General features: G+C 57.6%; 12 protein-coding genes. 7 read left to right on the forward strand and 5 right to left on the reverse strand.

All coding sequences use genetic code 11. The features are described 5' to 3' along the window. Window positions 1-3: 3 nt before the first annotated feature. Entirely contained in the window at window positions 4-2,298 is a 2,295-nt protein-coding gene (gene parC / locus MWU39_RS09600) for a DNA topoisomerase IV subunit A (protein WP_247159768.1), read from the reverse strand. A 648-nt stretch (window positions 2,299-2,946) separates the two neighbouring features. On the opposite strand from parC, the gene MWU39_RS09605 reads away from it, so the two are divergent. The 4 genes from MWU39_RS09605 (at window position 2,947) to MWU39_RS09620 (ending at window position 5,001) form a co-directional block, all read left to right on the forward strand. Continuing rightward, window positions 2,947-3,576 carry an outer membrane beta-barrel protein gene (locus tag MWU39_RS09605; protein WP_247159769.1) on the forward strand — a complete coding sequence of 210 codons (630 nt, stop codon included), beginning with the start codon at window positions 2,947-2,949 and terminating at the stop codon, window positions 3,574-3,576. 169 nt (window positions 3,577-3,745) lie between these two features. Next, window positions 3,746-4,054, forward strand: coding sequence for a hypothetical protein (locus MWU39_RS09610; RefSeq protein WP_247159770.1), 309 nt, complete (start codon window positions 3,746-3,748; stop codon window positions 4,052-4,054). A gap of 168 nt (window positions 4,055-4,222) precedes the next feature. Further along, on the forward strand, window positions 4,223-4,771 hold the full coding sequence (locus MWU39_RS09615; RefSeq protein WP_247159771.1) for a DUF2975 domain-containing protein: 549 nt from the start codon (window positions 4,223-4,225) through the stop codon (window positions 4,769-4,771). Further along, window positions 4,771-5,001 carry a helix-turn-helix transcriptional regulator gene (locus MWU39_RS09620; RefSeq protein ID WP_247159772.1) on the forward strand — a complete coding sequence of 77 codons (231 nt, stop codon included), beginning with the start codon at window positions 4,771-4,773 and terminating at the stop codon, window positions 4,999-5,001. The genes MWU39_RS09615 and MWU39_RS09620 overlap by 1 nt, the downstream gene beginning before the upstream one ends. Window positions 5,002-5,060: 59 nt before the next feature. Here the strand turns inward: MWU39_RS09620 and MWU39_RS09625 are convergent, their stop codons facing one another. Continuing rightward, entirely contained in the window at window positions 5,061-5,828 is a 768-nt protein-coding gene (locus MWU39_RS09625; protein ID WP_247159773.1) for an ion transporter, read from the reverse strand. A gap of 155 nt (window positions 5,829-5,983) precedes the next feature. Here MWU39_RS09625 and MWU39_RS09630 point away from each other — a divergent pair, with 155 nt between their 5' ends. The 3 genes from MWU39_RS09630 (at window position 5,984) to MWU39_RS09640 (ending at window position 10,464) form a co-directional block, all read left to right on the forward strand. Continuing rightward, window positions 5,984-6,526 (forward strand): type 1 glutamine amidotransferase domain-containing protein, encoded by a 543-nt coding sequence (locus MWU39_RS09630; RefSeq protein WP_247159774.1) that lies wholly within the window; start codon window positions 5,984-5,986, stop codon window positions 6,524-6,526. 171 nt (window positions 6,527-6,697) lie between these two features. Continuing rightward, window positions 6,698-7,747, forward strand: a complete 1,050-nt coding sequence (locus MWU39_RS09635; protein ID WP_247159775.1) for a DUF4349 domain-containing protein — start codon at window positions 6,698-6,700, stop codon at window positions 7,745-7,747. An 80-nt stretch (window positions 7,748-7,827) separates the two neighbouring features. Beyond that, the gene (locus MWU39_RS09640) at window positions 7,828-10,464 is read left to right on the forward strand and encodes a M14 family metallopeptidase (RefSeq protein ID WP_247159776.1); all 2,637 of its coding nucleotides are present in this window, start codon (window positions 7,828-7,830) and stop codon (window positions 10,462-10,464) included. 7 nt (window positions 10,465-10,471) lie between these two features. On the opposite strand, the gene MWU39_RS09645 is transcribed toward MWU39_RS09640, so the two are convergent. The 3 genes from MWU39_RS09645 to MWU39_RS09655 are packed head-to-tail and all read right to left on the reverse strand — an operon-like array spanning window position 10,472 to window position 12,863. Beyond that, window positions 10,472-10,807, reverse strand: a complete 336-nt coding sequence (locus MWU39_RS09645) for a 2Fe-2S iron-sulfur cluster-binding protein (protein ID WP_247159777.1) — start codon at window positions 10,805-10,807, stop codon at window positions 10,472-10,474. Next, window positions 10,804-11,877: a cysteine desulfurase family protein gene (locus tag MWU39_RS09650; protein WP_247159778.1), complete on the reverse strand. Its 1,074-nt coding sequence runs from the start codon at window positions 11,875-11,877 to the stop codon at window positions 10,804-10,806. Before MWU39_RS09650 ends, MWU39_RS09645 begins: the two co-directional genes overlap by 4 nt. After that, window positions 11,874-12,863, reverse strand: coding sequence for an aminotransferase class V-fold PLP-dependent enzyme (locus MWU39_RS09655; protein WP_281501099.1), 990 nt, complete (start codon window positions 12,861-12,863; stop codon window positions 11,874-11,876). The genes MWU39_RS09650 and MWU39_RS09655 overlap by 4 nt, the downstream gene beginning before the upstream one ends. Between the last annotated feature and the right edge of the window lie 90 nt (window positions 12,864-12,953).

Raw genomic sequence — 12,953 nt, forward strand, 5'->3', positions numbered from 1 at the left:
GGTTCACTCGAAGCGGTTGTTCTTTGGGAAGCCTTGCGGCGGCAAACGTCCGGCTGCGCTGCGCGCGACTTTCCATTGCCATATCTCGTTCTCGGTACGGGTACGGTCGCCCGAACCGCCCATTTTCCAGCTTAGACCATCTTCCAGCTTGAACGTTGTTGCGTCCGACAACCCGCCATCGCGGTACCGCTGCAGCATAACGCCCTGACCCCGCGCCATGACTGGCATTTCTTCGAGATTGAACACGATCAGTTTGCGGTTGTCTCCAACACACGCAACGTGATCATCCTCTGCGCCGATTTCGCGGATAACGCGGAGTTCCGCATTGCCTTTGAGGTTCACGACCTGCCGCCCTTTTCGGGTCTCGGCCATCAGCTCGTTGGTTTCCGCGACAAAGCCTTTGCCGATGGTCGAAGCCAGCAGCAGCTTTCCGCCGGGCTTGTGCACCAGCATTTTGACGATGCCCGTGTCCGCTTCGAGGTCGATCATCGTCCGCACCGGCTCGCCAAAGCCGCGAGCGCCGGGCAATTTGTCACAGCCCAGCGTGTAGAACCGGCCATTGCCCGCTGCGATAAGCAGCTTGTCGGTCGTCTGTGCGTGCAGGATAAAGGCAAGCGCGTCGCCTTCTTTATATTTGAATTCCTGCTCCAGATCGACGTGACCTTTGGCGGCGCGGATCCAGCCTTTTTGGCTCAGAATGATCGTGGCCGGCTCTTTTTCGATCATCGCATCCATGCTGAATTCGACAACCGCTTCGGCCTCTTCAATCCGTGTCCGGCGAGCGCCGATCTTGGTGTCCTCGGCGTAATCCTTGCGAAGTCCGCGCAAGTCTTTCTTCAAACGGGTGCGCTGACGAGCCGGACTATCGAGCAGTTTTTGAAGGTCGTCCTGCTCGGCGAGCAGCGTGTCTTTCTCAGTGCGCAGCTCCATCTCTTCCAGCTTGCGCAAAGACCGCAGCCGCATGTTGAGGATCGCCTCAGCCTGACGATCGGTGAGGCTGAATTCCTTCATCATCACCGCTTTGGGCTCATCCTCATACCGGATGATTTCGATCACCCGGTCGAGATTGAGGAAGGCCGTGATGTAGCCTTCAACCAGTTCCAGCCGCCGCGCGATCTGATCGAGCCGAAATTGCGTGCGGCGCTGCAAAATCTCAATCTGAGCCGCCGTCCAGTTTTGCAGCAGCTCTTTCAGCCCCATCACCATCGGCGTGCGCGTTGCGTCGAGCACGTTGAGGTTCAGGCCAAACCGCGTTTCCATATCCGTGAGCTTGAAAATGCTTTCCTTGAGCAATTCAGGATCAACATTGCGGCTCTTCGGCACGAGCACGATGCGGATTGTCTCATCGCTTTCATCGCGCACATCTTCGAGGATCGGCAGTTTCTTATCCGCAATCGCCTGAGCGATCTGCTCTATCAGTTTGCCCTTCGCGACCTGATACGGGATTTCGGAGATGACCAGCTGCCACTGTCCGCCGCCCAGCCGCTCGATACCCGTCTTCTGATCTTCCGCTTTCTCAGCTTCCGGCGCTTCGAACACGCCGCGCACCCGGAAGGAGCCGCGACCCGTTTCGTAAGCGTTGGAGATCACTTCTTTGCTGTCGATGATCTGGCCGCCGGTCGGCAAATCTGGCCCATGAAACAGCTCCATCAGCCGCTCATGTTCAACATGCGGATTGTCGATCAGTTCAAGCGTGGCATCAATAATCTCGGCAACGTTGTGCGACGGGATATTGGTCGCCATGCCCACCGCAATCCCGCTTGCGCCATTGGCCAACAGGTTAGGGAACAGGCCCGGCATCAATTCCGGCTCTTCTTCCTCACCATTATAGGTCGGGATGAAATCAACCGTGCCCGCGTCCAGACCGTCCATCAGATGCATTGCCGTCTTCGTCAGGCGGGCTTCCGTGTAACGATAGGCGGCGGCATTATCGCCATCGATATTGCCGAAATTCCCCTGCCCCTCGACCAGAGGATAACGCAGCGAGAAATCCTGAGCGAGGCGCACCATCGCATCGTAAGCGGCGGTGTCGCCATGCGGGTGATATTTACCGATCACCTCACCCACAACGCGGGCGGATTTCTTAAAGGTGTTGGACGGGTCCAGCTTTAGCTGGCGCATAGTCCACAGCAGCCGCCGGTGAACCGGCTTCAACCCGTCGCGAAGGTCCGGCAGAGAGCGCGCCGTGATCGTGGATAGCGCATAGACCAGATATCGCTCGGACAGCGCGGCATCGAACGGCGCATCAACAATCGCGTCGAACGGATCAGAATCGTCGGTAGTCGTAGGATCAGCCATCGCGCTGACTTAGCAACGCATCTCCTCAGGGGGGAGAGGCATTTCCACAGGAATAGCGCAGAGAGATCGAGAGGCCGGACAGCTGTAGGGAACACATGACACATTCTCCAACATGTCATACGGTGCCTACAGAGTTAGTGATTTGTTTTTATTGACGAAATGCACTGTAGGACACGGGTGACAAATGTCCAACTTGAACGGCATAGATGCGCGCGAGCCTTTGGCACAGAAGAGAGCATCGACGATTGGAAAGAGCCAGTGCGGTCTTAGGGGCCTATGCTGGTGTAGGAAATGTGTGATGCTCCTGGTCCCGCTGTTCTGACAAGAGGAAATTGCCGATCGCAAAAGGCGCATGATGCGAGGCCATTGAGATGCCCGGACGGTTAGAATAATTCTGATTAACAAAATGAAATTATTATTTCACAATAAAAACATGTTGCATTTCGAGAAATCTGGGCATAGTACGATTCGCGCAGTCACATTTGGAGCTCGATACTAAGAAGACCCCCGCAAGACCGGTTTGAACCCATTCCTTTTCGCAAGGCATGCGTCAGCCCAAACAGCAGCTCTCATCCGAAAATGTGGATCCAGCGCGCACCGATTTGCGCGGCGGATTTCTGCGTCCAAATCAAATCCAAGGAAAACAAAATGAAAATTCACAAACACCCCCTGTTGCTCGCTATGGCTGCCGTTACCGCAGTCACTGTACCCCATGCTGCGCATGCGAATGACGACGACGAGAATTTTGAAGGCGTCAGTGTCGGCGTACAAGGCGGCTATTCCCGCCAACGCATCGACGAAACCGTCCTTACAGGCGCCGATGCCGTCACAATAGATGCACGGCAAAGCGGCGTCACGTATGGCGGTTACATCGGCTATGACGCACAATTTGAAAACTTCGTCATCGGTGTCGAAGCGGGTTTCAACCCCAGCGAGCGCAAGCTTACCGACACCGTCACGAGCGGCGGCTCTGTTGAGCTGAACCCTCAATGGTCAGCTGATGCGTCTGTTCGTGCCGGGATCGTCCTGAATGATAGAATCCTTGCCTATGGCCGGGTTGGCTACAGTCGCTCGCGCTATAAACTCAGTCGGTTCGATGGCGTCAATACAGCGGCGACCGTTTCCGAACGTGAAAACGGAGACGGGGTCATGTTCGGCGGAGGAGCTGAATTTGCCGTGACACACTACGCTGCGCTGCGGGTCGAATATCGCCGCAACAATTTCGGTGACACATTCCGGTCCGACCAAGTCTTGGCAGGTGCGACACTGCGATTCTGACTTGGCCATTGTCGCTGGGAGGGCTCTTCTTCCCCCAGTCTTGGTCCCTCCCAGCGGCATAGCGGAGAGCATGGTGCATCAATCTGTGACGCGCCGCCCATCCCAACAAACTTGCCTTTTCTATGGCCCCTCAGCCTCGCCTGAATTGGCCCAGAGAATGGAGATTCAAATGAAAATTATTCTTAGCGCGCTGCCGATGGCAGCTCTTCTTACAGGCTGCGTCAGCCTGAGCGACAAACAGATTTCCCGATTTGATCGCATGTCGTGCAGCCAGCTGGCAGTGGCGCTCGACTATGAGCAACGCGGGCAGCGCGACGCAGAAACCAGCGGTGCCCTCAATTCGTTATCCGGCCTCTTGAGCAAAGGAGAGGCGTCGGATCGCGCGGAACTCGATGCATTCGCAGATGACCTCGACGCGGATGAGCACCGCGCCGCGAAAGATTACATTCGGGACCGTCAGGACTATCTTGATTGCTAGCGTTTTTCCTCGACATGACATCGCCCTGCCATGCGCGGCCTAGTTCCAGGCACGGCAGGGTCGTCACAAGGACATTTGAAAAATGGGAAACCATCCGGAAGCGGAAAAGATTACACAAACGAGAAACGCGATGTATGCCGAAGCCGAGTTTATGTGAGAAGGGTTGAGATGGAAGATAACCGGACAGTCCCAAGCCGTCTGTTGTACCGTTTGCTGCGGGCATTCGCTGGTATCATGACGACGATTGCCGGACTGGTTATTTCCTATGCCTGTATCACGGCATTGTTCGGTGAGCAGGAACTGCTGATCGAATTTATCGATGAAGATGTAGCGTCGTTGTCCATGAATGCACCCACCATTCTGTCAATCGCTGTGACGAATGTATTGGCCGTCAGCTCTCTTGGCCTATTGTTCTTTTCGACAAACCGATTTCTCAAACACGCAGAGCGAGGCGAACTGCTGCTCGAATCCGCACGTAACGCTTTGAAGCGCCTGGGTATCGCAATGGTGATGCTATATCTGACAACGCGATCTATCGCCGTGCTCGTACCAGTGCTTGGCATTCCGGGCTTTTGGGACGAAAACAAGTTCGTCTTGCCTTTGTATTTTCTTGACTTGGACTTCCTGTATCTTGTGGTCGGCGTTGTTTTGATGGCATTGGGACGGGCATTGCGTGAAGGGCAAGCTGCCAAAGAAGAGGCGAAGCAATACGTCTGATGGCTATCGAAGTAACTCTGGACATCATGCTGGTCACGCGGAAGGTTAAGTCAAAGGATTTGGCTGCTCACGTCGGCATCACGGACGCGAACTTATCGCTTCTGAAATCTGGCAAGGTCAAAGGCGTGAAGTTCGAAACGCTTTCGAAAATTTGCGACTATCTCGAATGCGAGACGGGCGACATTTTGCGCCATGTGCCCGATACAGATGCGGCGGATACCGACAAGTAGCTCGCCGATATTGGCTCTTGGCTCGGTGGCTTTGCGATCTCACATTCTCGCGACTAGCCTTATCGATCCCGCAATTTCGCAATCTCGCTCCTGAGCGCCCGCAGCTCATCGATAATCATCTCGCGCTCGCTGTGCGCGTCGTCTTCGGTGGCTTCGGCCATCGCGTTGACGATCACACCGATAAACAGGTTCAGCACGATAAAGCTGGTGAGCAGGATAAAGGGCACAAAGAACGCCCATGCCCACGGGAACACCTCCATTACTGGGCGCACGATGCCCATGGACCAGCTTTCCAGCGTCATGATTTGGAATAGCGAATAGAGCGATGCACCAAGCGATCCGAACCAGTCCGGGAAGGCTCCGCCGAACAGCTTCGTTGCCATCACCGCGCTGATATAAAACAGCAGGAGCAGCATCACGATGACGGTCCCGATACTGGGGATTGCGCTGAACAGCCCTACGATCACCTTGCGCATGCTCGGCACGACAGAGACGAGCCTAAGCGCCCGCAAAATGCGCAGAGCGCGCAAGACCGAAAATTGATCGCCCGCAGGCACCAGAGCCGCGCTGACGATTGCAAGGTCGAAGATGTTCCAGCCATTGCGGAAGAATGCGAGCCGGTACGCGAACAGTTTCAACAGCAGCTCGACGACAAAGATCGCAATTGCGATCCGGTCCAGTTGCTCAACAACTCCGCCAACCGCATTCATCACGGTCGGCGATGTTTCCATGCCCAGACCAACCGCGTTGATCACGATCACCGTGATGATGAAACGTTCGAACCAGCGCGCCTCAACGAGGGCTTTCGCGCGTGCTTGCAATGTCATTTATTGAAAACTCCGGAGACTGTCGCAGGCTTTAAAGGCGTCAAAACAGCTCGCCTTACCATTGCAACGGCTCGCCGACCACAGCGGAACGCGTTGCCCGTCCATCCATTCGAATTACATAGCAAATACAAAAACATATAAGGAGACACCGCGCAATGAAACGCATCCTCATTATCGCCACCGACGGATTTGAACAGTCAGAATTGATGGAACCGAAGGCACGTCTGGAAGAAGATGGAGCCGATATCACCATTGCCAGCTTGGAAGACGGTGAGATTACCGGCTGGAAAGACAGCAATTGGGGCGAAAGCGTCCCGGTCGACATTACCGTCGAAGAAGTTTCGAGCGGCGATTATGACGCGCTCCTTCTGCCCGGCGGACAGATCAACCCCGATATTCTGCGCATGAACGAAACCGTGATCAATCTGATCAAGGATTTCGACAAGGCAGACAAACCCATCGCCGCGATTTGCCACGCCCCATGGCTGCTTGCCGAAGCCGATATCGTAAAGGGCAAGGTCGTCACCAGTTGGCCATCCTTGCGCACCGATTTGCGCAACGCAGGTGCCGATGTTGTCGACCGCGAGGTAGCCGTTGATGGCAACCTCATCACAAGCCGCAATCCGGAAGACATCCCCGCATTCACCGCCGCGCTGAAAGACGCAATGGCGATGGAACGCATCCCGGAAAACGCATAATCCGTATCTATAAGTGAAGCCGGTCATGGCCTCCCGTCATTTGTCCGGTTCCGAACCCCGTCGTGCGACTGCGCGGCGGGGTTTTTGTTACGCTGCCGCAGCATCCCCACCTTTGGCTTTGCAATGACCAACCAGCCGGTTAGAAATCCCACTCTATCGGGAGGGGGGCCAATGCGCACTTTATCAGCAATCATATGCGGAACATCGATCTTGCTGGCAGGTTGCTCGGAATCGCAGCAGTTGTCGGAGCCACCGTCGCAATCGCGCGAGTTGATCGAAACGATGCAGACAGCCAGCGCTGACGCGCCTCAAAACGAATTCGGTTTCTGGAAGGCTCAGGAATCCAGCTTCGACCTGTTGGGCAGTGACGCCCCGAGCGCCCGATCCGTAGCGATGAACGCTGGGGCGAATGCGGCATCGCCGGAGCGCAGTGCAGAGCAATCTCAGCCATCACCGCAGGACCTTGACAGGATTGCTTACACATACGGTTTCGGTTTCCAGATCACCGGCGATGCAATCGAGAAACTACAATCCCAACACATCGCAATGTGCGACGCGATGGGAAAGGACTGCCGCGTCATCAGGTCCTCTCAGGCCCGTACAGATGACTGGGATGCCTACGGCTCAGTAGAAATGCAGATTGCGGCAAGCAAAACGGGCTCACTTGCCGAAGACCTCTCACAATCGGCCGAAGAGCTGGGCGGCACGTTGATTTCGTCAGTGCGCGATGGCGAGGACCTCTCTGAGAAAATCATCGATAGCGAAGCACGGTTGCAGTCGCGATTGATACTGCGCGACCGTTTGACCGAGGTGTTGAAAACCAATGGCGGATCAGTTGCGGAACTGGTCGCTGCGGAAAAAGCCGTGGCGGACGTCAATCAAGAAATCGACGCAACGCGTTCAAAATTGCAGGAATTCCGGATCCGCATTCAATACAGCGAAGTGCGCCTCGAATACCAACCGGCCTATGGAGAGAGCCAGATTGGTTTCCTTCGCCCGGTGACCACATCTTTGCGCTCGATTGGCTCCACTCTAGGTGTGAGTGTGGCGGCTATGGTTTATGTGCTCACGGCTCTCCTACCGTTTTTGCTTTTGCTGTTTGCTTTTCGCTGGTTGCTTCACCGCTTTGGCCTGCGGCTGCAGTTCTGGAAACGAAAGAACAGCGGTGCTTCTCTTGAGGCAACCTCTCTCGAGACTGGGACCGCGACGGAAGAAGACTGATCGCGGCTATCGCTTGACCCGAAGGAAGGCTTGCCTGAGAGACTACGCTGACCTCAAAGCGATGGTGAAGGATTTGATTGATGCGCAGTAGCTGGTTGGCACGATTTTGGGCATTGCTTGCTGTGGTCGCGTTTGCCGCTCCGGTCGCCCACGCCCAGTCCTTTCTCGAAGGCAATTTTGACGCTTCGATCCCGACGCTGACAGAGACTGTCGGGCATGAACCCGGCACGCGGATCACTTCGCCTGAGGAAACTTTGCGGTATCTGCGCGCCTTGGCCGACGCTGCGCCCGACCGGATGCGGATGGTCGAATATGCGAAAAGCTGGGAAGGCCGCTCGCTCAACTATGTAATCCTCACCGCGCCCGAAAATATGGCCCGCATTGACGCGATCAAAGCGGACTTGGCGAACATCGCCGCAGGCCGGACGAGCAACGGCGATGCCCTGCCGGTCACGTGGCTGACCTATGGCGTCCACGGCAACGAAATTTCCTCCACCGACGCATCGCTGATGATGGCCTATCACCTGCTGGCTGCCCAAGGAGACGAACGCGCGGCTCAGATCATGCGCGAGACCGTCGTCATCCTCGATCCAATGCAGAATCCCGACGGGCGCGCGCGCTTCGTCAACCATTTCCGCACCGCGCGCGGTATTGAGCCTGCTGGTGACCGTCAGGCGGCCGAGCATGACGAGCCTTGGCCCAGCGGACGGGTCAATCACTACATGTTCGATCTCAACCGCGACTGGTTCACGTTGAGCCAGCCGGAAACACGCGGCAAAGTCGCGGCGATCCGCCAGTGGAGCCCGGTTGTGGTGGTCGATGTTCACGAGATGAGCGGCGATGACACTTATTTCTTCAGCCCCGCCGCACGTCCGGTGAACCCGAACATCACCTCGCAGCAGCGCCAGTCATACGAGCTGATCGGGCGGAACAACGCTGCGTGGTTTGACCGGATGGGTGAGCCGTATTTCACGCGCGAAGTCTATGACCTGTTCTATCCCGGCTATGGCGACACATGGAACGCGCATCAGGGCGCGATTGGCAGCACATACGAGCAAGGATCATCGCGCGGCCTCGTATGGGATCGCCGCGATGGCACCACCCTCACCTACGCCGACACCGTGCGAAATCACTTCATCGCCAGCTTCTCGACATCCGAAGCGGTGGCGATGAATGCGGGCCGCTTCCTGTCGAACTATGCGCAATACCGATCCAGCAACGCCAATGGCGCAGCAGGCCGAGGCGCCTATGTGATCGATCTGGCCTCGCGCCGCTGGAATGCCGAAGCGTTGGGCCGTCGCCTAGCCGCGCAGGGGATCGCTGTTGTTCGGCGCGATGGTCCAGCCAATGCCTGCGGGCGCAGCTATCCGTCAGGCTATCTCGCCATTTCACAGGCGCAGCCCGCAGCGCGCCTAATCCGCAGCCTGCTCGATAAAGACACGCCGCTGGCCAGCGACTTTCTGGAAGAGCAGGAAAACCGCCGTACGCGTGATCTTCGTCATGAGCTTTATGACGTGACCGCATGGTCGGTCGGATACATGTCTGGCGTCGAAGTCCAACTGTGCAGCGGCGCGGTTTCCGGCGAAGCACTCTCCGAAAATGCGCCGATCGCGGCCAAAGCCGAAGGGTCAGGCGATTTCGCTGTCGCCGTTCCGTGGAGCGATAGCGGCCAAGCGCGGCTCGTCACCCTCGCCCTGCGCGAAGGGATTGAAGGCCGCGTTACCGACACCGCCTTCACCAAAGATGGCCGCGAATATCCGCGCGGTTCGGTGATCTTCCCCGCTGCTGCTAACGACGCCGATGCCATGGCGCGGCTCGCTGAACTGGCGCGGGAAATAGGTGCGCACACCGTCGCATTCGATTCCAGCTGGGTCGAAGACGGGCCGAACCTCGGCAGCGAGAGTTTCGTTCGCCTGACCCTGCCCAAGGTCGCGATTGCATGGGATGATGGCATCTCGCAACTAAGCGCAGGCGCCACCCGTTATGTGCTGGAGCAACGCCTTGGCCTGCCAGTTGTCCCCATCCGCACAAACCGTTTCGCACAGGCGGATCTGTCCGACTATGATGTGCTGATAGTACCAAACGGAAACCCGGCAGGAACGCTGGGCAAAGGCGGCCTCGCGACGATCAGTGACTTTGTGAAGGGCGGCGGTGTCCTCGTGACGTTCGAGCAATCGATGAATGCCTTCGCCACCGGCAAATCACCGCTCCTTGCGATCAAACGCGAAGCCGCATTGGGTCTCGACCCGTCTGAAAGCTCGGACGGCGATGACGAAGACGCACCGAAGCTCGCCGAGGGCCGCGAGTTTGGCAGCGAAAGCGAATATCGTGAGGCGATCCAAAACCAGCAGGCCCTGCCCGACACTTTGCCGGGCGCATTGCTCAATACCGTGGCCGATCCTGATCACTTCCTGTCTGCGGGATACGATAATGGTGCTGTCGTTATGGCCAGCGGATCGCAAATCTTCACTCCGCTGGACCGCGCGACAGGCACCAATGTGATGCGCTTTGCCGCTGCCGATGATCTGATCGCGAGTGGTTATGTCTGGGACGAAAACCGCCGTCAGATGGCTTTCAAACCCTATCTGATGGCGCAGCCCAGCGGGGATGGTCTGACAATCGGCTTTGCCAACGATCCAACCAGCCGTGCCTATCTCGACGGGCTTGATCTGATGCTGGCCAACGCCGTGCTGATCGCGCCGTCACGGGTGCGATAAGCCAACTTTACATTTTTCGGGCGTCGTTGCTTTCGGAAGGAACGCTGACGGTCATTCCGTCCAACTCGGGTGTCAGATCAATCTGGCACGACAGGCGGCTCGTCCGGCGCGCTCCTGCGGCGAAATCGAGCATGTCTTCTTCCTCTTCAGTAGCCTCGGTCAGCTTGTCGAACCATTCGGCTCCGACGATGACATGGCAAGTCGAACACGCCATTTGCCCCTCGCATGTCCCCTCCAGCGGGAGGCCGGCGGCCTGACCGACGCGCAGCAAGTTGTCGCCTACCTCACCGCTCGCCTCGACCGCATTTCCGCGCGGATCGATGAAAGTGACTTTCACGCTCATAGGCCCTGATCCTTCACCGCAGCATTGATCGCAGCTGCGCCTTTTTCGAGTTGCTCCATCGTCGTGTAGCGACCGAAACCGATGCGGATCGAACTTTTCGCCTGTGCATCGGTCAGCCCGATGGCTTTGAGCACATGGCTGGTCTTGCCAGAGCCGCTCGCGCAGGCGCTGCCCGCCGAGAACATCACATTGCGGCATTCGGACATCAGGCGGTTCACGTCCAGCCCATCGCGCCGCATATTGAGATTACCCTGCCAGCGCGCGTCCTCGCTGCCATTCAACTCCCACTCGCTGAACAATTCGCGGGCGCGGTTCCACAGATTGAGAATATGCTCGCCGTCGCGCTGGCGTTGTTCTTTCGCGAGATGCGCCGCTGCGCCCATTCCGGCAACAAGCGCCGGAGAAAGCGTGCCGGACCGGTCGCCCTCTTGCAGTCCGCCGGTAATCTGCGGATCAAGCTCAACCCCGTCCCGCACCCACAGCGCGCCGATACCTTTCGGTCCGTGAAATTTATGCGCGCTGATCGCGATCATATCGGCTTGGGTGATTTCCATTTTGCCGTAAGCTTGCACCGCGTCGATCAGGAACAGGGCATTGTTCTGCTTTGCCTTGCGGTGCCAATCGATGGTTGGCTGGATCGTGCCGATCTCGTTATTCACCTGCATCACCGCGATCAGACGGCAATCATCGGGCACGTCCTGCGCGGTGTTGCACTGCCCCTCTTTCGAGACATTGAGGATATGCGCTCCTCCCAAAGCCTTGGCCGTGTCATAAACAGCGGCGTGTTCAATCGCAGATATGGAAATGGAGCCGCCGCTGCCGGAACCGCGCATCGCAAGGTTCAGCGCCTCGCACGCATTTCCGGTAAAGATCACACGCCCGCCAGGAGGTAGCAAAGCCGCGACACGTTCCCGCGCAAGCTCAACGGAAGCCTTTGCCTGACGCCCCATTTTGTGCGCCGAATGCGGGTTGCCGAACGCCGAGCCATCCGGCCCATCAAGCCAGCGCAGCATCGCATCGCGCGCTTCGGGCGCGAGCGGCGTGGTCGATTGGTAATCGAGATAGATCATGAAAGCGAACCCCACGCATCGGCAAATCGTTCCAGATCTTCCGGGGTTGTGTTCCAGCCGATGCTCACCCGGATTGTGCGCGCGGCGACATCGTCCGAAACGCCAAACGCATCAAGCACCCGGCTCTTTTTGAGAGTACCGGACGAACACGCGCTGCCTGCGGAAACTGCGAAACCCTGCCCGTCGAGCCGGATCAGGAGCGCCTGTGCGCTGTTGGATGGATGGGTGATTGCGAAGATGTAGTCGGCTTGGTCACCGATAGAGAGCGTATCTGCGGCCATCCGCTCGGCGAACTTGGCCCGATCGTCTGGCGTCGTCGCCCACGCTCCGGCTTCGAGCGCAGCGGCCATCCCCATCGCGCCGGGCAGGTTTTCCGTGCCCTGACGGTATCCGCGCTCATGCCCGCCAATCGGCTCAAGCATGTTGAAATCGCGCACCAGCAAGGCACCGATCCCGATGGGACCGCCGAATTTGTGCGCCGAGATCACCAGCATGTCCGCATCAGGCAGATCAAGCTTCCCTGCGGATTGCGAACAATCCGAGAGAACCAGCGCGCCAGTCGGGCGGATAGTTTGGGCCAATTGATCGACCGGGTTGATAACGCCAGTTTCGGAATTGACGTGCTGCACGGCAAGGACGGTGCGATCATCGAAGACAGTGTCGTCCGATGAAATCTCAGAATCGGGTGCCGCGCGGAACACCGCGTCATGCTCAACCGCGCTGACAATGCGCCTGTCCACCTTGGCCTGTTGCAGACCAATGGCCAGAGCCTCGCTTGCGCCGCTTGTAAAGATCAGCTCGCCTGACCACCCGAGCGCCGCTTTGATACGGTCGCGCGCATCCTCCAGCGCGGCCTTTGCCTTACGCCCTTCCCCATGCGGAGAAGACGGGTTTGCCCACAGCGCGAAGCCATCTTCCATCGCCGCGCGCGCCTCAGGGCGCAGCGGCGATGTAGCGGCATGATCGAGATAGATGCGAGTGCTCAAGAATACCCTTATTGCGAACGATTCTTAAAAAATTGCGTAATGCGATGCGACTCGTATATAGAGCTCTCAACCGCAGGTGCCAGCCGGCAC

Source organism: Erythrobacter sp. F6033 (genome assembly GCF_023016005.1).
Lineage (GTDB): Bacteria > Pseudomonadota > Alphaproteobacteria > Sphingomonadales > Sphingomonadaceae > Erythrobacter.